The organism is Lelliottia sp. JS-SCA-14 (assembly GCF_035593345.1).
Classification (GTDB): Bacteria; Pseudomonadota; Gammaproteobacteria; order Enterobacterales; family Enterobacteriaceae; genus Enterobacter; species Enterobacter wanjuensis.
In genome coordinates, this window is the sequence record NZ_CP141606.1 from 3,118,765 (window position 1) to 3,139,601 (window position 20,837).

At 59.5% G+C, this 20,837-nt stretch carries 12 protein-coding genes; 8 read left to right on the forward strand and 4 right to left on the reverse strand.

Going from position 1 to position 20,837, the window contains the following annotated elements; translation table 11 throughout:
* Positions 1-330: 330 nt before the first annotated feature.
* The 3 genes from asmA to udk all read right to left on the reverse strand — a co-directional run bounded on the left by asmA (position 331) and on the right by udk (position 3,513).
* On the reverse strand, positions 331-2,175 hold the full coding sequence (gene asmA, locus U9O48_RS14645; RefSeq protein ID WP_285149342.1) for an outer membrane assembly protein AsmA: 1,845 nt from the start codon (positions 2,173-2,175) through the stop codon (positions 331-333).
* 23 nt (positions 2,176-2,198) lie between these two features.
* Complete coding sequence (gene dcd, locus U9O48_RS14650) at positions 2,199-2,780, reverse strand: dCTP deaminase (RefSeq protein WP_282495023.1); 582 nt, start codon at positions 2,778-2,780, stop codon at positions 2,199-2,201.
* A gap of 91 nt (positions 2,781-2,871) precedes the next feature.
* A complete protein-coding gene (gene udk, locus U9O48_RS14655; RefSeq protein WP_282495024.1) occupies positions 2,872-3,513 on the reverse strand; it encodes a uridine kinase in 642 nt (213 codons plus the stop codon).
* A 342-nt stretch (positions 3,514-3,855) separates the two neighbouring features.
* Here udk and U9O48_RS14660 point away from each other — a divergent pair, with 342 nt between their 5' ends.
* A complete protein-coding gene (locus tag U9O48_RS14660) occupies positions 3,856-7,185 on the forward strand; it encodes a diguanylate cyclase (protein WP_285149341.1) in 3,330 nt (1,109 codons plus the stop codon).
* Here U9O48_RS14660 and alkA read toward each other — a convergent pair.
* Positions 7,150-8,022 carry a DNA-3-methyladenine glycosylase 2 gene (gene alkA, locus U9O48_RS14665; protein ID WP_285149340.1) on the reverse strand — a complete coding sequence of 291 codons (873 nt, stop codon included), beginning with the start codon at positions 8,020-8,022 and terminating at the stop codon, positions 7,150-7,152. The two genes, U9O48_RS14660 and alkA, sit on opposite strands and share 36 nt — an antisense overlap.
* Positions 8,023-8,154: 132 nt before the next feature.
* On the opposite strand from alkA, the gene yegD reads away from it, so the two are divergent.
* From yegD to baeR, 7 genes are all read left to right on the forward strand, one after another.
* Positions 8,155-9,507: a molecular chaperone gene (gene yegD, locus U9O48_RS14670; RefSeq protein WP_282495027.1), complete on the forward strand. Its 1,353-nt coding sequence runs from the start codon at positions 8,155-8,157 to the stop codon at positions 9,505-9,507.
* Positions 9,508-9,804: 297 nt separating this feature from the next.
* Positions 9,805-11,052, forward strand: coding sequence for an MdtA/MuxA family multidrug efflux RND transporter periplasmic adaptor subunit (locus U9O48_RS14675; protein ID WP_324722727.1), 1,248 nt, complete (start codon positions 9,805-9,807; stop codon positions 11,050-11,052).
* The gene (locus U9O48_RS14680; RefSeq protein WP_285144097.1) at positions 11,052-14,174 is read left to right on the forward strand and encodes an MdtB/MuxB family multidrug efflux RND transporter permease subunit; all 3,123 of its coding nucleotides are present in this window, start codon (positions 11,052-11,054) and stop codon (positions 14,172-14,174) included. Before U9O48_RS14675 ends, U9O48_RS14680 begins: the two co-directional genes overlap by 1 nt.
* Entirely contained in the window at positions 14,175-17,261 is a 3,087-nt protein-coding gene (gene mdtC, locus U9O48_RS14685) for a multidrug efflux RND transporter permease subunit MdtC (protein ID WP_324722728.1), read from the forward strand.
* Entirely contained in the window at positions 17,254-18,669 is a 1,416-nt protein-coding gene (locus tag U9O48_RS14690) for an MFS transporter (protein WP_282495031.1), read from the forward strand. Before mdtC ends, U9O48_RS14690 begins: the two co-directional genes overlap by 8 nt.
* Positions 18,666-20,069 carry a two-component system sensor histidine kinase BaeS gene (baeS, locus tag U9O48_RS14695; RefSeq protein ID WP_285158728.1) on the forward strand — a complete coding sequence of 468 codons (1,404 nt, stop codon included), beginning with the start codon at positions 18,666-18,668 and terminating at the stop codon, positions 20,067-20,069. The genes U9O48_RS14690 and baeS overlap by 4 nt, the downstream gene beginning before the upstream one ends.
* Positions 20,066-20,788 (forward strand): two-component system response regulator BaeR, encoded by a 723-nt coding sequence (gene baeR, locus U9O48_RS14700; RefSeq protein ID WP_100779592.1) that lies wholly within the window; start codon positions 20,066-20,068, stop codon positions 20,786-20,788. The genes baeS and baeR overlap by 4 nt, the downstream gene beginning before the upstream one ends.
* Positions 20,789-20,837: the final 49 nt, after the last annotated feature.

The window sequence follows — 20,837 nt, forward strand, 5'->3', positions numbered from 1 at the left end:
ACCGGAGGCCAGATGACAAGGGCTGGACGCCAGGGATGGCGGCCAGAGGCGAAACGAGACAGGACAAAATTGCCGGGAGCAATTTTGAACAGCGCTTGCGCTGGCCCCGTAGGGGCAAGTCCCATGGATGGGACGAGTAATCACGAGTCGAGCCGACCGCAGGCAGATGGCCGGGAGGTGAGCGTAGTGCGAAGCACCGATTTCATGGCGGGGCGCGGGGATTGACAAGGGGGCCGCGCAGCCCCCTTGTCACGTTCACAGGTTAAGACGCCATTATATTCTGCTGAACATAAGGTGAACGGAACAACCTCAGATGCTCAAAATATCAAATCAAAGCTTATCCAACAGCTTCTTCACATCCTTACTGTTCTGCGAATCCTTATTCTTATCCGCCCACTCATTCAACCGGCGTTTCGCCTCATCCTGCAGATGCTTACGCAGAATCTGGTCAACCTGCAGGCTGTAGTTCAGCTCCTGCCATTTGCCATAGACGTTCAGCGGAATCGCGGTCTCTTTCAGGAGTTCAACCAGCGGACCTTCCCCTTCCCAGCCCGACACGACGCGGACGTTGAAGCGAGTATCGGTCGTCTCCTGGACCAGATCCATCGTCCCTTTGCCTGAGATGGCAAGCATCGAGGATTGCCCCTGCATATCGTCCAGCGTGAGCTGACCGTTATCCAGCGTCATATCGGTCGTGAAGCTGTCGAGGCGCGTCGCGCTGTCGTAGCTCTCTTTCGCTTTGATGTTGCTGCTTCGCTCCACGGCCTGCTGCACCAGCTGCTGGAAGTTGAGGCCTTCCATGCGGCTGTTGGCCAGGTCGACGTGCGCCTGGCCCTGCCAGCTGCGACGGAATGCGTCGGCATCAATCTTATCGCCGGAGAAATCGCCCGCCATGGTCAGGTTGCCGGTCAGGGCAATCGGGTAATTGAAGGCTTTCAGGATGGTGCCGATCTCGATGTTCTCAAGACGCGGCTGGAATTCGGCTTTCGCCATATCCTTGCGCACATCCAGCATGCCCGGCAGAGAAATATGCCCCGCGCCCATCTGGCCGCTCAGGTCGGAAATGACCAGCAGGCCGTTGTGGTTGAGCATCTGGCTGCTGACGTTGGTGAAATCGATTCCCCGCCAGCGCACCGTATTGGCTTTCAGCAGAACATCGGCGGTAAAGCTGCGCAGGCCGTTGTAGTCTGGCGCGTCGGCGCTGGTCGCGATAACCGGTCGCGTCTGTTTCGGCGGCGCGGACGGCTGGGACGTATCGCCCTCTTTCGCCGTGACCGGCTGCGGCAGCAGATTTTCCAGATTGAGTTTGTCGAACTGCAGATCAAACACCCACTTCGGCTGTTCGCTCAGAATGACGCTGGCGCGCCCTTTCAGGGTACTGTCATTGGCCTGCAGGTTGAGATTGTTCAGCTCCAGCTGCTTTTGCTCTTCATGCCACAGGGCCTGAAGCGTGCCCTGCCCGGTGATCCCCTGAGTCGGGAGATCGGCGCCGGAGAACTGCCAGTTGAGCTGTTGAATATCGGCGGTGAGCTGATGCGGGTAGTCAGACGCATTGACATTGCCATTCAGCGACAAGGTCAAATCGCGCTGATTGCGATTAATGCGGCCTGAGAAATCGACCGTCGCCAGATGGTTTTCGTCCTGCTCCATCTTCAGATTGATGTTGCGCACGGTGACCTGATCGTCGTCCTCATGCTGGAACACCAGCACGCTGTCCGCGACTTTCAGACTGGCGATATCAAACGACCAGCCAGCATCTTCCGGCACATCAGGAAGGGAGTTGGCGCGCGGCGCCACGGGTGCATCCGGCTTGCGAACGGCTTCGGTCTGCGGCGTCAGCTGAATCACCGCGCCTTTGAGCATCACCTGTCGCACCTGGAGCTGATGCGACAGCAGCGGCATCAAGGCCACGTCGAGGCGCATGTTGTCGGCGGCGACCACCGGAGCCGTCGCGCCCGGCGCGGTTAGCGACATCCGACCGGAAAGAATGCTGAGCTGCGGCCAGACGTGCCAGCGCAGGGGTCCATCCAGCTTCAGTTCATACCCGCTTCGCACTTCGACCTGCCGCACCATGTAGGCGCGGAAATCATTAGGGTTAACCAGCAGAACCAACGCTGAAAGGCCAGCAACCAGCACCACCAGCAAAATCATCAGCGTTGTCAGAACTCTTCTCATGGCATCCTCAGTGAAGCCTAAAATCAGTCTTTATCGATACGACTGGCAACCGCGCCCTGCTGGTCGCGATATTTCGCGTCCTGACGGCGGTTGTAAGGGCGATCCGCCGGGCCGGTGAGCGGCTCGAAGCTCAGCGCACCGATCATCATACCAGGGCGCAGGGCCAGCGGCAGTTTTCCGGCATTGAAGAACTCGAGCACGATACGGCCAGACCAGCCGGGATCGATACGGTGCGCGGTGACGTGCACCATCAGGCCCAGACGCGCCAGAGAAGAGCGGCCATCCAACCAGCCGACCAGATCGGCAGGCAGCGTGACGGACTCATAGGTCACCGCCAGCGCCAGCTCGCCCGGATGCAGGTAGAACGCATCACCTTCGGCCAGCACGATTTCATCGCTCATCACGCGATCGAGCGCCGCGCTGACTTCGTCTTTCGGCCCGCTCAAATCAATAAAGGGGGCGGTGTGGCCGCTAAAAGTACGGAATTTATTGCCCAGACGCACATCGACGGTGACGCCGTTAATGCGTTCCACTGGCGGACGCGGGGTGATAGACAGACGCCCTTCATCCAGCCAGGCTTCTATATCTCGGTCACAAAGACGCATGACACTTTCTCCTTTCGTGCATCAAACCCCAAAGCCGCAGCGGCTTCGGGGCAAACCCGGTTATCTCTGAACGGTACACAATTCGCGCGAATTATTCAAAAAACTGGCTGATTTTCGCTTTCAGGATATCGATAGCAATGCGGTTTTTACCCCCGCGCGGCACGATGATATCGGCGTACTGTTTAGACGGCTCGATAAACTGCAGGAACATCGGGCGCACCGTCTTCTGATATTGTGCCATCACCGAATCCATCGAACGCCCGCGCTCGTTGACGTCGCGCTTGATACGACGCATCAGGCAGATATCCAGCGGCGTGTCGACGAAAATCGAGAAGTTCATCGCTTCGCGCAAACGCGCGTCGGTCAGCAGCAGAATGCCTTCCAGAATGATGACCTTTTTCGGTTCAATGTGAATCGTCTCTGCCGTACGGGTGTGGTCGACATAGCTATAGACCGGCAGGTCGATAGGGGTGCCGCTTTTGATCATTTGCAAATGCTGGAACAGCAGGCTGTGATCCATGGCATTAGGATGGTCGTAATTCGTTTTTACGCGTTCTTCCATCGACAGATGGGATTGATCTTTATAGTAGCTGTCTTCGGGAATGACGCCGATGTGCTCATCACCAACTTGTTCACGCAGTTCGCGATAAAGCGTACTGGCAATAAGACTTTTACCTGAAGCTGATGCGCCGGCGATGCCTATGATGACGCACTGATGAGACTTATCAGTCATAAATTTAGCGACCTGATTAACCTGGATGTAAAGGAAGGACGACGCCGGAGCGTCAAACGCGGCAATTATAGGGATTTCGTGTGCCTGATACTAGTCGAAAGCGCAGGTAATGCGAGAGTCATTCCAAATACATCTTTTGGCCCTGACCCAAATTTAAACGGTCACTTTTACAGCGTTAAACATGAAATTTCTGCAGACTAAGTATTTAATAACTCTATGATGACAAATTATGAGCAGTCAGCATATGAATTGTAAATTGTTTGTACTAGCATAATCCAAATTAAAATTCTCACTCGTGCGGACCTGGTTCCTGGCAGCATGGCGTCTCTGGATAAAGCGGTAATGAATAAACAATACCAACGTGTTTTGGTGACTACCCCACATCCTTTACTACGGCTTGTCAGTCTTGGTCTGGTTACCTTCATCTTTACCCTTTTCTCGCTCGAACTGACGCGTTTCGGAACGTTACTGGCACCGCTGTGGTTCCCGACCTCCATCATGATGGTCGCGTTTTATCGCCACGCCGGGAAGATGTGGCCCGGCATCGCCCTCGCCTGCTCGTTCGGCAATGTTTTTGCGTCGTGGATGTTGTTCTCCTGGGAGACGCTCAGCTTCTGGTATACGGCGATCAACGTGATTGAAGCGTGCGTCGGCGCGCTGCTGCTGCGTAAATTACTGCCCTGGTATAATCCACTAAAAAATCTTGGCGACTGGATACGGCTGGCCATTGGCAGCGCGGTGATCCCGCCGATTCTGGGCGGTATTCTGGCCTGGCTGCTGGTCCCGAGCGCCGAACCGGTGCGTAACTTCCTGGTCTGGGTGTTATCCGAATCCATCGGCGCGCTGGCGCTGGTCCCGCTCGGTCTGCTGTTCAAACCTCACTATTTACTGCGTCATCGCAATCCCAAACTGTTACTCGAAACGCTGCTCACCATGGCCGTGACGCTGGTGCTGTGCTGGGTGGCGATCACCTTCCTGCCCTGGCCGTTTACCTGTGTGATTGTACTGCTGATGTGGAGCGCCGTGCGCCTGCCGCGCATGGAAGCCTTTCTCGTGTTCCTGGTGACGGTGATGATGGTGTCGCTGATGATTGCGACCCAACCGACGCTGATGACCGCTCAGAATACCGGCGTGATGCTCAACGCGCCGTGGCTGCCGTTCCTGATGATGCTCCTGCCCGCGAACGTAATGACCATGGTGATGTACGCGTTTCGCGCCGAGCGCAAACACATTACCGAGAGCGAAGAACGTTTTCGTAATGCGATGGAATATTCCGCCATCGGCATGGCGTTAGTGGGCATCGAAGGCCAGTGGCTACAGGCCAACAAAGCACTGTGTCAGTTCCTCGGCTATTCGCAGCCCGAACTGCAGGCCCTCACCTTCCAGCAGCTGACCTGGCCGGAAGATTTAAACAACGATCTTGAAAGCCTGGAAGAGCTGGTTCGCGGCGATATCAACAGCTACTCAATGGAGAAACGCTACTACACCCGCAGCGGCGAGGTGGTCTGGGCGCTGCTGACGGTTTCCGTGGTGCGCCATACGGACGGCTCCCCGCTCTATTTCATTGCCCAGATTGAAGACATCAACGACCTCAAGCACACCGAATGGGTGAATAAGCGTCTGATGGAGCGCATTACGCTGGCGAACGAAGCGGGCGGAATTGGCATCTGGGAGTGGGATTTGCAGCCGGATGTGATCAGCTGGGACAAACGGATGTTCGAGTTGTACGAGATCCCGGCGCACATCAAACCGACCTGGCAGCTCTGGCATGAGAGCATTATTCCGGAAGATCGCGAGCAGGCTGAACAGGTGATCCGTGACTCCCTGATGGCGCGCGTCCCCTTTAAGCTGGAGTTCCGCATTCGCGTCAAAGAGGGCGTGCGCCATATCCGCTCCCTGGCGAACCGGGTGCTCAACAAGCAGGGCGAAGTCGAGCGCCTGCTCGGCATTAATATGGACATGACCGAGGTTAAGGAACTTAACGAAGCCCTGTTCCAGGAAAAAGAGCGTCTGCATATCACCCTCGACTCCATCGGGGAAGCGGTGCTCTGCACCGATGTCGACATGCACGTCACCTTTATGAACCCGGTCGCCGAGAAGATGAGCGGCTGGACGCAGCAGGAGGCAATGGGCCAGCCGATCCTCAACGTGCTGCACATTACCTTCGGTGAGAACGGTCCGCCGATGGAAAATATTCACAGCGGAGATATGTCACGCTCCGACATCAATCAGGACGTGGTCCTGCACAGCCGTAACAGCGGCACCTTTGATATTCACTACAGCATCACGCCGCTCAGCACCCTCGACGGGCAGAATATCGGCTCGGTGCTGGTCATTCAGGACGTCACCGAATCGCGCAAAATGCTGCGCCAGCTGAGCTACAGCGCCTCTCACGACGCCCTCACCCACCTGGCGAACCGCGTCAGTTTCGAGAGCCACCTCAAGCGTCTGCTGCAAACCGTGCATGACACCCATCAGCGCCACGCGCTGGTGTTTATCGATCTCGACCGCTTCAAGGCGGTGAATGACACCGCAGGCCACGCGGCGGGCGACGCCCTGCTGCGTGAGCTGTCGTCCCTGATGCTGAGCATGCTGCGCTCCAGCGACGTGCTGGCCCGTCTGGGCGGCGATGAGTTTGGCCTGCTGCTGCCGGACTGTAACGTCGAGAGCGCGCGCTATATCGCGGGTCGAATTATTCACGCTATCAACGATTACCACTTTATGTGGGAAGGCCGTCTGCACCGCATCGGGGCCAGCGCCGGGATTACGCTGATTGATGACAGCAACAGCCAGGCCGCCGATGTGATGTCTCAGGCGGATATCGCCTGCTACGCCTCGAAGAATAATGGCCGCGGCGTGGTGACGGTGTACGAGCCGCAGCAGGAGAGAATTCACAGCGCGCGTAGCATGATGTCCCTTGATGAACAGTGGCATATGATCAAAGACAATCACCTGCTGATGATTGGCCGCAGCGTCGCCTCACCGCGCATTCCGGAAGCCAGCAATTTCTGGCTGGTCTCCCTGCGTCTGTGGACCAGTCAGGGCGAAGTGCTGGAAGAACACGCGTTCCGCTCAGGTCTGGCGGAGCCGGATCTGCTCCATGCCCTCGACCGTCGTATTTTCCAGGAGTTTTTCCGCGCCTTTGCGGGTCAGGTTGCCAGTAAAGGGATGGGCGTGGCGCTGCCGCTCTCACCGGAAGGGCTTTCCAGCGCGACGCTGGTGAATGAACTGCTCGATTTGCTGGAGAAAAGCCCGCTGCCGGGGCGTCTGCTGCATCTGGTGATCCCGGTCGAAACCCTGCAAAACCAAGACGCCAACATTCAGGACGGGCTACAAAAACTGCGTCAGGCGGGATGTCGGATTGTGTTAAGCCACGTCGGGCGTGATATGGATATCTTCAACCATCTCAGCGCGCACATGGCGGATTACCTGCTGCTTGACCCAGAGCTGGTGACCAACGTTCACGGCAATCTGATGGACGAAATGATGGTGACCATTATCCAGGGCCACGCCCAGCGGCTGGGGATGAAAACCATCGCCGGGCCGAGCAATCAGCCGCTGATGATGGACACCCTCTCCGGTATCGGGATCGACTTTATCTACGGGGATTCCATCGCCGAGCCGCAGCCGCTGGAGCTACTGCTGAATACCAGCTACTTCGCTATCAACTGACGGTGTCCAGTTTTCCGTATACCAGATATGGAGAAGCGCATAGGAGCGCCACGGCTGCCAGCGCTGAGCATAGTTGCGGATCTGCGCCGGTGTCATGCCGGCGAAGCGCTGTTTAATCAGATAATCGTCCGGCAGAAACACATCCTTCGCCTGCCATCCGCGCAGGGCTAAGTAGTTCGCCGTCCAGCGCCCGATCCCCGGTCGCGCCTGTAGCGCCTTCATTCCCCTTTCAATATCTTCCGGCGGCTGGAGCGGAAAGGTGCCGTCGACCACCGACTGCGCAAGATGAATCAGCGACTCTGCGCGTTTGACCGGCATCCCCAGCGCCTTGAGCGCCAGCGGATCGGCGGCGGCCAGCGCCGCAGGCGTCGGGAAACAGGTGTACTCCGGGAAATCTTTCAGCGGTTCACCGCACAAAGCCACCACCCGTGCCGCCAGTTTCGCGGCCATCGACACACTCACCAGTTGCCCGAGGATCGCCCTCACGCCCTGCTCGTAAGCATCCATCGCCCCCGGCAATCGCAAGCCCGGACGCGCCGCGCCCAGCTCACCGAGCGTCGTGGCAATCTGCTGAGGATCGCAGGTCAGATCGAACAGGCGTTCGATACGCGCCAGACAGATATCGGCCACCGGAATCAGCCCGTCGCTGAGCGTCACCTGCAGAGTACAAAGTGCCTCGACCGGCGTGACGCGAAACAGCCCCTGATGACCGTCGCAGGTGAAACTGCGCTCGTAATACTCATCAGTGACGGTTTCCACGCCCGTGACCGCACGCGCGCCGAGAAAGCCAAACATCCATTGCCAGTCGTAGGGGGGTTGCCAGTTCAGGGTGTACATCGTCGCTCCTTTTGTTGTCCTCACAGCATAACCCGACCAGGCCCCGCGTGCCTTGCTTTCATATTCCAGTTGTCGAGAGCGAGACATTTCGCTAAAGTCTCGCCCCTTCTCAACGGCATGGGGATTACGTCAGTGTTTATTGGTTTTGACTACGGTACCGCAAACTGCTCAGTGGCAGTGATGGATGACAATCAGCCCCGTCTGCTGAAAATGGAAAAAGAGAGTTCTCTGCTGCCGTCGATGCTGTGCGCCCCGACGCGTGAAGCCGTGAGCGAGTGGCTGTATCGCCATCATCAGGTTCCGGCCACTGCCGGGGAAACGCAGGCGCTGCTGCGTCGTGCCGTGAATTTCAACCGCGACGAAGATATCGACGTGACGCCATCCAGCGTGCAGTTCGGTCTCTCTTCGCTGGCGCAGTACATTGAAGATCCCGAAGAAGTTTACTTCGTTAAATCCCCCAAATCTTTCCTCGGTGCCAGCGGGCTGAAGCCGCAGCAGGTGGCCCTGTTTGAAGATCTGGTCTGCGCGATGATGCTGCATATTCGCAACCAGGCGCAGACTCAGGTGACTGAAACCATTACCCAGGCGGTGATCGGACGCCCGATTAACTTCCAGGGGCTGGGCGGCGATGAAGCCAACCAGCAGGCACAGGGTATTCTTGAGCGCGCGGCCCATCGCGCTGGTTTTCGCGACGTGGTGTTCCAGTATGAGCCAGTTGCCGCCGGGCTGGATTTTGAAGCCACGCTGCGCGAAGAAAAACGCGTGCTGGTGGTGGATATCGGCGGCGGTACAACGGACTGCTCCCTGCTGTTGATGGGGCCACAGTGGCACCAGCGCCGCGACCGCGAAAACAGCCTGTTAGGGCACAGCGGTTGCCGAGTCGGCGGTAACGACCTGGATATCGCCCTGGCGTTTAAGAGCCTGATGCCGCTGCTCGGCATGGGTGGCCAGACCGAAAAAGGCACCGCGCTGCCCATTCTGCCGTGGTGGAACGCCGTGGCGATTAACGATGTTCCGGCGCAGAGCGATTTCTACAGCACCGCCAACGGACGCTTCCTTAACGACCTGGTGCGCGACGCCCAGGACGGCGACAAAGTGGCCTTGCTGCATAAAGTCTGGCGTCAGCGCCTGAGCTATCGCGTGGTACGCAGCGCCGAAGAGAGCAAGATCGCGCTCTCCAATGCTGTCGAGCACGCTGTCACACTGCCGTTTATCAGCGATGAGCTGGCGACGGCGATTTCTCAGCAGGGGCTGGAAACGGCGCTGACGCAGCCGCTGCAGCGTATTCTGGAGCAGGTCCAGCTGGCGCTGGAGAACGGCAACGAGAAGCCGGACGTGATCTACCTGACCGGCGGTAGCGCCCGTTCACCGCTGATCAAAAAAGCGCTCGCAGAGCAGTTGCCGGGCATTCCGATTGCCGGTGGCGATGATTTTGGTTCCGTGACCGCAGGTTTGGCCCGTTGGGCGAAGGTGATGTTTAGCTGATGCTGTTGCCGGGTGGCGCTACCGCTTACCCGGCCTACGGTCCGCATATGATATTTAAATGTCGGGTGGCGCTATCGCTTACCCGACCTACGGTACGCATGTGGTGTGTAAATGCCGGGTGGCGCTGCCGCTTACCCGGCCTACGGTCCGCAGTTGTAGGCCGGATAAGGCGTAGCCGCCATCCGGCTTTCTCAGACAAATCCAGACAGTCTTTCATATTTCCTCCATTATTCCGCGGTGTTGCGTGACTAAACTAGTATCATTCCCCGAAGTGTTTCAGGAAGAGAACGTATAACGATGAAAGGCAGCAACAAATCCCGCTGGGCAATCGCCGTCGGTATCATTGTGGTGGCGCTTGCCGCCGCGTGGTACTGGCATAATCAATCGGCGCAGACCGCCGCTCCGGCAGGTGCTAACAGCCAGGCACAGCGCCCTGCGGGCGGTGGACGCCACGGTATGCGCGGCGGCGCGCTGGCGCCTGTTCAGGCCGCGACCGCCGTCAGCAAATCGGTTCCTCGTTATCTCACCGGGCTCGGCACCGTCACCGCCGCCAATACTGTGACCGTGCGCAGCCGCGTCGACGGACAGCTGATGGCGATCCACTTCCAGGAAGGCCAGCAGGTCAAAGCCGGCGATCTGCTGGCGGAAATCGATCCGAGCCAGTTCAAAGTGGCGCTCGCGCAGGCCCAGGGCCTGCTCGCCAAAGATAAAGCGACGCTTGCTAACGCCCAGCGCGATCTGGCGCGCTATCAGCAGCTGGTGAAAACTAATCTCGTCTCCCGCCAGGAGCTGGACACCCAGCAGTCGCTGGTGAGTGAAGCTCAGGGCACCATCAAAGCCGATGAAGCCGCCGTTGCCAGCGCGCAGCTCCAGCTCGACTGGAGCCGCATCACCGCGCCGATTGACGGGCGCGTCGGGCTGAAACAGGTCGATATCGGCAATCAGATCTCCAGCGGCGACACCACCGGCATTGTGGTCCTCACCCAGACGCACCCGATTGATCTGGTTTTCACTCTGCCAGAAAGCGAAATCGCCACCGTGGTTCAGGCGCAAAAAAACGGCCAGAAACTGGCAGTCGAAGCCTGGGATCGTGCCAACAAATCCAAACTGAGCGACGGCCAGCTTCTGAGCCTCGATAATCAGATTGACGCCACCACCGGCACCATCAAGCTGAAAGCGCGCTTTAACAATCAGGACGACGCCCTGTTCCCCAATCAGTTTGTCAACGCACGCATGCTGGTCGCCACCGAAGAGAACGCGGTGGTGATCCCAACCGCCGCGCTGCAGATGGGTAACGAAGGCAACTTCGTCTGGGTGCTGAACAGCGACAACAAAGTCAGCAAGCATCTGGTGAAACCGGGCATTCAGGACAGCCAGACGGTGGTCATCACCGCCGGTCTTTCCGCAGGCGATCGCGTGGTCACGGACGGGATTGACCGTCTGACCGAAGGGGCCAAAGTCGAAGTGGTCGAAGCCCACAGCGACACCGCCACCAGCGCTAAACCGGCGAAACGCGACCACGCGAAACAGGGAGCGACTTCCTGATGCAGGTGTTGCCCCCAAGCTCCACAGGTGGGCCATCACGCCTGTTCATCATGCGCCCCGTCGCCACCACCCTGTTGATGGTGGCGATCCTGCTGGCAGGGATTATCGGCTACCGTTTTCTGCCCGTGTCGGCGCTGCCGGAAGTGGATTATCCAACCATTCAGGTTGTCACTCTGTACCCCGGCGCGAGCCCGGATGTGGTGACGTCGGCGATCACCGCCCCGCTGGAGCGTCAGTTTGGCCAAATGTCGGGCCTGAAGCAGATGTCGTCCCAAAGCTCCGGCGGCGCATCGGTGGTGACGCTACAGTTCCAGCTCACGCTGCCTCTCGACGTGGCCGAGCAGGAAGTGCAGGCCGCGATTAACGCCGCCACTAACCTGCTGCCCTCTGATCTGCCTAACCCGCCGGTGTACAGCAAAGTGAACCCGGCAGATCCGCCGATCATGACCCTCGCCGTCACCTCCTCCGCCATGCCGATGACCCAGGTCGAAGACATGGTGGAAACGCGCGTGGCGCAGAAGATTTCGCAAGTCTCCGGCGTCGGGCTGGTGACGCTCTCCGGTGGCCAGCGTCCTGCCGTGCGCGTGAAGCTCAACGCCCAGGCGATTGCCGCCCTCGGCTTAACCAGCGAAACCATCCGCACCGCCATCAGCAATGCCAACGTCAACTCGGCGAAGGGCTCGCTGGACGGCCCGGCGCGCGCGGTCACGCTCTCGGCAAACGATCAGATGCAGTCCGCCGACGAATATCGCCAGCTGATTGTGGCGTATCAGAACGGTGCGCCGATTCGCCTTGGCGATGTCGCCACGGTCGAACAAGGCGCGGAAAACAGCTGGCTTGGCGCGTGGGCCAACAAACAGCAGGCGATCGTGATGAACGTCCAGCGCCAGCCGGGCGCGAACATTATCGACACCGCCGACAGCATCCGCACCATGCTCCCGCAGCTCATCGAGACCCTGCCGAAGTCGGTGAGCGTGAAAGTGCTGTCCGATCGCACCACCAATATTCGCGCCTCCGTCAGCGATACTCAGTTCGAGCTGATGCTGGCGATTGCGCTGGTGGTGATGATTATTTACGTCTTCCTGCGCAACGTCCCGGCGACCATTATCCCTGCCGTCGCCGTTCCGCTCTCGCTGGTCGGCACCTTCGCGGTGATGGTGTTCCTCGATTTCTCGATCAACAACCTGACACTAATGGCGCTCACCATCGCTACCGGGTTTGTGGTCGATGACGCCATCGTGGTGATCGAGAACATCTCGCGCTATATCGAAAAAGGCGAGAAGCCGCTGGCCGCCGCGCTGAAAGGCGCTGGCGAGATCGGCTTTACCATTATCTCCCTCACCTTCTCGCTGATTGCGGTGCTGATCCCGCTGCTGTTCATGGGCGATATCGTGGGCCGGTTGTTCCGTGAATTTGCCGTCACCCTGGCGGTGGCGATCCTGATCTCCGCCGTGGTCTCCCTGACGCTGACGCCGATGATGTGCGCCCGCATGCTGAGCGCGGAATCCCTGCGCAAGCAAAACCGTTTTTCTCGCGCCTCTGAGCGCCTGTTTGAACGGGTGATTGCCGCCTATGGTCGCCTGCTGGCGAAAGTGCTGAATCATCCGTGGGCGACGCTGAGCGTGGCGCTGGGCACCCTGGCATTGAGCGTCCTGCTGTGGGTGATGATCCCGAAAGGCTTCTTCCCGATTCAGGATAACGGCATTATCCAGGGGACGCTGCAGGCCCCGCAGTCCGTGTCCTTTGCCAGCATGGCCCAGCGCCAGCAGCAGGTGTCGGATGTGATCATGAAAGATCCGGCGGTCGAAAGTCTAACCTCGTTTGTTGGCGTGGACGGCACCAATCCGTCGCTCAACAGCGCCCGTCTGCAGATCAACCTTAAACCGCTGGACGACCGCGACGATCGCGTGAACGCAGTGATAGAACGTCTGCAAAACGCGGTGGCGAAAGTGCCGGGCGTCGAACTGTACCTCCAGCCGACGCAGGATCTCACCATCGATACCACCGTGAGCCGCACCCAGTACCAGTTTACGCTACAGGCCAACAGCCTCGAGGCGCTCAGCACCTGGGTTCCACAACTGGTCAGTAAACTCCAGGAACTGCCGCAACTGTCGGACGTGAGCAGCGACTGGCAGGATCAGGGGCTGGCGGCGTACGTGAACGTCAACCGCGACACCGCCAGCCGTCTCGGCATTACCATGGCCGATGTCGATAACGCCCTGTACAACGCCTTCGGCCAGCGCCTGATCTCCACCATTTACACCCAGGCCAACCAGTATCGCGTGGTGCTGGAGCACAACACCGAGCAGACGCCGGGCCTGGCGGCGCTGGATTCGATTCGCCTGACCAGCAAAGACGGTGGGATTGTGCCGCTCAGCGCCATTGCGACCGTCGAACAGCGCTTCACGCCGCTCTCCATCAACCACCTCGATCAGTTCCCGTCGACGACGATTTCGTTTAACGTGCCGGACGATTATTCCCTCGGCGAGGCGGTGGAATCGATTCTGAACGCTGAGAAAACCCTCAGCTTCCCGACCGATATCCAGACCCAGTTCCAGGGCAGCACTTTGGCGTTCCAGGCCGCACTCGGGAATACCATCTGGCTTATCGTCGCCGCCGTGGTGGCGATGTATATCGTGCTCGGCGTGCTGTACGAGAGCTTTATCCATCCGGTCACCATCCTTTCGACCCTGCCGACGGCGGGCGTGGGGGCGCTGCTGGCGCTGATGCTCTCGGGCAGCGAGCTGGATGTGATTGCGATTATCGGCATCATTTTGCTGATCGGTATCGTCAAGAAAAACGCCATCATGATGATCGACTTTGCCCTAGCCGCCGAGCGCGAACAGGGCATGGCTCCGCGCGACGCGATATTCCAGGCCTGTCTGCTGCGTTTTCGTCCGATCCTGATGACCACCATGGCCGCCCTGCTCGGCGCGCTGCCGCTAATGCTCAGTACCGGCGTCGGCGCGGAGCTGCGCCGTCCGCTGGGGATCGGCATGGTTGGCGGCCTGCTGGTGAGCCAGGTGTTAACCCTGTTTACCACGCCGGTGATTTATCTGCTGTTTGATAATCTGGCGCTGAAACTCAAGGCGCGCTTCCCGAAACGTGAAGAGGAGGCGTAAGTGAAGTTTTTCGCCCTCTTCATTTACCGCCCGGTGGCGACGATTCTGATTTCGCTCGCCATCACCCTGTGCGGCGTGCTCGGCTTCCGGCTGCTGCCGGTGGCCCCGCTGCCGCAGGTGGATTTCCCGGTGATCATGGTCAGCGCCTCGCTGCCCGGCGCGTCGCCAGAGACCATGGCGTCGTCGGTGGCGACGCCGCTGGAGCGCTCCCTGGGGCGCATTGCGGGCGTCAGCGAAATGACCTCCAGCAGTTCGCTCGGCAGCACGCGCATCATTCTTGAATTCAACTTTGACCGCGATATCAACGGCGCGGCCCGCGACGTGCAGGCGGCGATCAACGCCGCGCAAAGCCTGCTGCCAAGCGGGATGCCGAGCCGTCCGACCTATCGCAAAGCTAATCCGTCCGACGCGCCAATTATGATTCTGACGCTGACCTCGGACACCTATTCCCAGGGCGAGCTGTACGACTTTGCCTCGACGCAGCTGGCGCAGACTATCGCCCAGATCGACGGCGTCGGCGATGTGGATGTCGGCGGCAGCTCCCTGCCCGCCGTGCGCGTGGGGCTGAACCCCGAAGCGCTGTTTAATCAGGGCGTGTCGCTCGACGACGTGCGGACGGCCATCAGCAATGCCAACGTGCGCAGGCCGCAGGGGGCCATCGAAGACAGCAGCCGTCGCTGGCAGATCCAGACTAACGACGAGCTCAAAACCGCAGCCGAATATCAGCCGCTGATCATTCACTACAACAACGGCGCGGCGGTGCGTTTAAGCGATGTCGCCAGCGTCACCGACTCGGTGCAGGACGTGCGTAACGCCGGGATGACCAACGCCAAACCGGCCATTTTGCTGATGATCCGCAAGCTGCCGGAAGCCAATATCATCCAGACGGTGAACAGCATCCGCGAGCGTCTGCCGGAACTGCAGGAGACGATCCCGGCGACGATTGATCTGCAAATCGCCCAGGATCGCTCCCCGACCATTCGCGCCTCGCTGGAGGAGGTCGAGCAGACGCTGATTATCTCCGTCGGGCTGGTGATCCTCGTGGTGTTCCTGTTTCTGCGCTCCGGTCGCGCGACGCTGATCCCCGCCGTGGCGGTGCCCGTGTCGCTGATCGGCACCTTTGCCGCTATGTACCTTTGCGGGTTTAGCCTTAACAACCTGTCGCTGATGGCCCTGACCATAGCCACCGGCTTTGTGGTCGATGACGCCATCGTGGTGCTGGAAAATATTTCGCGCCATCTGGAAGCGGGAATGAAGCCGCTCCAGGCGGCCCTTCAGGGGACGCGCGAAGTCGGTTTTACGGTGCTTTCCATGAGCCTGTCGCTGGTGGCGGTGTTCCTGCCGCTGCTGCTGATGGGCGGATTGCCGGGGCGGCTATTGCGCGAGTTCGCCGTCACGCTCTCTGTCGCCATCGGCATTTCGCTGGTGATCTCCCTGACGCTGACGCCGATGATGTGCGGCTGGATGCTCAAGCGCAGCAAGCCCCACTCGCAGCCGCGCAAAAAAGGCTTTGGTCGCCTGCTGATAGCCCTGCAGGAGGGCTATGGCCGGTCGCTGAAATGGGTGCTGAACCACACGCGCATCGTCGGTCTGGTGCTGGTCGGCACCATTGCGCTGAACGTCTGGATGTATATCAGCATTCCGAAAACCTTTTTCCCGGAGCAGGATACGGGCGTGCTGATGGGCGGGATTCAGGCGGACCAGAGCATTTCGTTCCAGGCGATGCGCGTGAAGCTGCAGGATTTCATGAAGATCATCCGTGAAGACCCGGCGGTGGACAACGTCACCGGCTTTACCGGCGGGTCGCGCGTCAACAGCGGGATGATGTTTATCACCCTGAAAGCACGCGGCGAGCGCAACGAGACGGCGCAGCAGGTGATTGACCGCCTGCGCGTGAAGCTCGCCAAAGAGCCGGGGGCGAATCTGTTTTTGATGGCCGTTCAGGATATCCGCGTTGGCGGGCGTCAGGCCAACGCCAGCTATCAGTACACGCTGCTGTCGGACGATCTGGCGGCCCTGCGCGAGTGGGAGCCGAAAATCCGTAAAGCGCTGGCGGCACTGCCGGAGCTGGCCGACGTGAACTCGGACCAGCAGGACAACGGCGCGGAGATGAACCTGACCTACGATCGCGAAACCATGGCGCGGCTGGGGATTAACGTCGAAGCGGCCAACAGCCTGCTGAATAACGCCTTCGGACAGCGGCAGATCTCCACCATTTATCAGCCGATGAACCAGTACAAAGTGGTGATGGAGGTCGATCCGCGCTACACCCAGGACATCAGCGCGCTGGATAAGATGTACGTCATCAACAACGACGGCAAATCGATCCCCCTCTCCTACTTCGCCAGCTGGCAGCCCGCTAACGCGCCGCTGTCGGTGAACCATCAGGGGCTGTCGGCAGCATCGACGGTGTCGTTTAACCTGCCGACCGGGTCGTCACTCTCCGAGGCCAGCGACGCCATCAACCGCGCCATGACTCAGCTCGGCGTACCGTCCACCGTGCGCGGCAGCTTTGCCGGAACCGCGCAGGTGTTCCAGCAGACGATGAACTCGCAGGTAATTTTGATTCTGGCGGCGATTGCGACGGTCTATATCGTGCTGGGTATTCTGTACGAGAGCTACGTCCATCCGCTGACGATCCTCTCCACCCTGCCGTCGGCGGGCGTTGGCGCGCTGCTGGCGCTGGAGTTGTTTGGAGCGCCCTTTAGCCTAATTGCGCTCATTGGGATCATGCTATTAATAGGGATAGTGAAGAAAAACGCGATCATGATGGTCGACTTTGCGCTCGACGCGCAGCGTAACGGCAATATGTCGCCGCAGGACGCCATTTTCCAGGCCTGCCTGCTGCGCTTCCGCCCGATTATGATGACCACCCTGGCGGCGCTGTTTGGCGCGCTGCCGCTGGTGATTTCCGGCGGCGACGGCTCTGAACTCCGCCAGCCCCTGGGGATCACCATCGTCGGTGGGCTGGTGATGAGCCAGCTGTTGACGCTCTACACGACGCCGGTGGTGTATCTGTTCTTCGACCGTCTGAGGGTGCGTTTTTCACGTCAAAACAGAACGACAGTAAGCGAAACACATGACTGATCTCCCAAGTAACGTCCGCTGGCAGTTATGGATTGTCGCCTTCGGCTTCTTTATGCAGTCGCTGGATACGACCATCGTCAACACCGCCCTCCCCTCGATGGCGAAAAGTCTGGGCGAGAGCCCGCTGCATATGCACATGGTGATTGTCTCCTATGTGCTGACGGTGGCGGTGATGCTGCCCGCCAGCGGCTGGATGGCGGACAAAATTGGGGTGCGCAATATCTTCTTCACCGCTATCGTGCTGTTCACGCTCGGGTCGCTGTTTTGCGCGAAGGCCGACACGCTGAACGAGCTGGTGATGGCGCGCGTGCTGCAGGGCGTCGGCGGCGCGATGATGGTGCCCGTTGGCAGGCTGACGGTGATGAAGATTGTGCCGCGCGAGCAGTATATGGCGGCGATGACCTTCGTCACCTTGCCCGGCCAGGTGGGGCCGTTGCTCGGGCCTGCGCTGGGCGGGATTTTGGTGGAGTACGCCTCCTGGCACTGGATTTTCCTGATCAATCTCCCGGTCGGGATTATCGGTGCCATCGCCACGCTCTCCCTGATGCCGAACTACAAAATGCAGACCCGGCGCTTCGACATCTTCGGCTTTGTGCTGCTGGCGGCGGGGATGGCGACGCTGACGCTGGCCCTCGACGGGCAAAAAGGGCTGGGAATTTCGCCCCTGACGCTGGGGTTGCTCATTGCCATCGGCGTGCTGTCTATTCTCTGGTATCTGTGGCACGCCAGGGATAACGACCAGGCGCTGTTCAGCTTGTCCCTGTTTCGCAATCACACCTTCCGCCTCGGGCTGTTCGGCAGCTTCGCCGGGCGTCTCGGGAGCGGCATGCTGCCGTTTATGACGCCGGTGTTCCTGCAGATCGGGCTGGGCTTTTCGCCGTTCCACGCCGGGTTGATGATGATTCCGATGGTGCTCGGCAGCATGGGCATGAAACGCATTGTGGTGCAGGTGGTCAACCGCTTCGGCTATCGCCGCGTGCTGGTGGCCGCTACGCTCGGGCTGGCGCTGGTCAGCCTGCTGTTTATGGCCGTCGCGCTGATGGGCTGGTACTACGCCCTGCCGCTGGTGCTGTTCTTCCAGGGGGTGATTAACTCGACGCGCTTCTCGTCGATGAACACCCTGACGCTGAAAGATCTGCCCGATGAACTGGCGAGCAGCGGCAATAGTCTGCTGTCGATGATCATGCAGCTCTCCATGAGCGTGGGCGTTACCGTCGCGGGGCTGCTGCTCGGGATGTACGGCCAGCATCATTTGAGCGTCGATACCAGCGGCGCGCATCAGGTATTCCTCTACACCTATCTCAGCATGGCGGTGATTATCGCCCTGCCCGCCATTATCTTCGCCCGGGTCCCGGATGATACCAGCAAGAACGTCGTCATCAGCCGACGCAAAAGGAGTGAGTCATGAAATTCTGGCGTCCCGGCATCACAGGAAAGCTGTTTCTGGCGATTTTTGCCACCTGTATCGTGCTGCTCATCACCATGCACTGGGCGGTACGGGTCAGCTTTGAACGCGGGTTTATCGACTACATTAAGCGCGGGAACGAACAGCGATTGCAGGGCCTGAGCGATGCGCTGGCCGATCAGTATGCCCTGCACGGCAACTGGCGTTTCCTGCGCAACAACGACCGCTTTGTGTTCCAGATCCTCAAATCCCTAGAGCACGATAACGACGACGATCGTCCGGGGCCGGGCATGCCGCCGCACGGCTGGCGCACTCAGTTCTGGGTGGTCGATCAGGATAAATACGTGCTGGTCGGCCCACGCGCGCCGGTACCACCGGACGGGACACGGCGGGCCATCACGTTTAACGGTGCCACTGTCGGATGGGTCATCGCCTCGCCCGTTGAGCGCCTGACGCGCAACACGGATATCAACTTTGATCGCCAGCAGCGACAGACCAGCTGGATGATTGTCGCTCTGTCGACTCTTCTTGCCGCGCTGGCGACCTTCCCGCTGGCGCGCGGCCTGCTGGCTCCCGTCAAACGGCTGGTCGAAGGGACACACAAGCTGGCAGCAGGCGACTTTTCCACCCGCGTGGATACCCGCAGCCAGGACGAGCTGGGCAAACTGGCGCAGGACTTTAACCAGCTCGCCAGCACCCTTGAGAAAAACCAGCAGATGCGCCGGGACTTTATGGCCGATATTTCCCACGAGCTACGCACGCCGCTGGCGGTATTGCGCGGTGAGCTGGAGGCCATTCAGGACGGCGTGCGCCAGTTTACGCCGGAGTCCGTCACCTCGCTGCAGGCAGAAGTCGGGACGCTCACCAAGCTGGTGGACGATCTGCATCAGCTGTCGATGTCCGACGAAGGAGCGCTGGCATATCAAAAAGCCCCGGTCGATGTGATCAATATTCTGGAGGTGGTCAGCGGCGCATTCCGCGAACGCTTCGCCAGTCGAAATCTGAAAATTGAACTGTCCCTGCCGGACAGTGCCGTGGTCTTCGGCGATCCGGACCGTCTGATGCAGCTCTTCAACAATCTGCTGGAAAACAGCCTGCGTTATACGGACGGCGGCGGCGCGCTGCGCATTTCGGGCCGGGCGGAAGACGGGCGTTTCGCCCTGACCTTTGCCGATTCCGCACCGGGCGTGCAGGACGGCCAGCTGGAAAAACTGTTCGAGCGCTTTTACCGCACCGAAGGCTCACGCAACCGCGCCAGCGGCGGATCGGGATTAGGTTTGGCGATTTGCGTTAACATCGTCGAGGCGCACGGCGGCACCATCCGCGCCGCCCATTCGCCTTTTGGCGGGGTTAGCATTACAGTAGAGCTACCGCTGGAACGCGACTTATCGAGAGAAGTATGACTGAGTTACCCATTGACGAAAACACGCCACGCATTCTGATCGTGGAGGACGAGCCTAAGCTTGGGCAGTTATTGATCGACTATTTACGCGCGGCAAGCTATGCCCCTACGCTGATTAACCACGGCGACCAGGTGCTACCGTACGTGCGCCAGACGCCGCCGCATCTGATCCTGCTGGATCTGATGCTGCCCGGCACCGACGGTTTAACCCTGTGCCGCGAAATCCGCCGTTTTTCCGACGTACCGATCGTGATGGTAACGGCCAAAATCGAGGAGATCGACCGCCTGCTGGGGCTGGAGATCGGTGCCGATGACTACATCTGCAAACCTTACAGCCCGCGTGAAGTGGTCGCCCGCGTGAAAACCATTCTGCGCCGCTGCCGTCCGCAGCGAGAACTCCAGGTGCTGGATGCCGAAAGCCCGCTGATTGTCGATGAAAGCCGTTTCCAGGCGAGCTGGCGCAGCAAACTGCTGGACCTGACGCCAGCGGAATTCCGTCTGCTGAAAACCTTGTCTCACGAGCCGGGGAAAGTGTTCTCCCGCGAGCAGCTGCTGAATCATCTTTACGACGATTACCGCGTGGTGACGGACCGCACCATCGACAGCCATATCAAGAACCTGCGCCGTAAGCTGGAAGCGCTGGATGCCGATCAGTCGTTTATCCGCGCGGTGTATGGCGTGGGATATCGCTGGGAAGCGGACGCCTGCCGGATTGCATAACTATTGTTTTGTAGGCCGGGTAAGCGCAGCGCCACCCGGCTGACCTTCC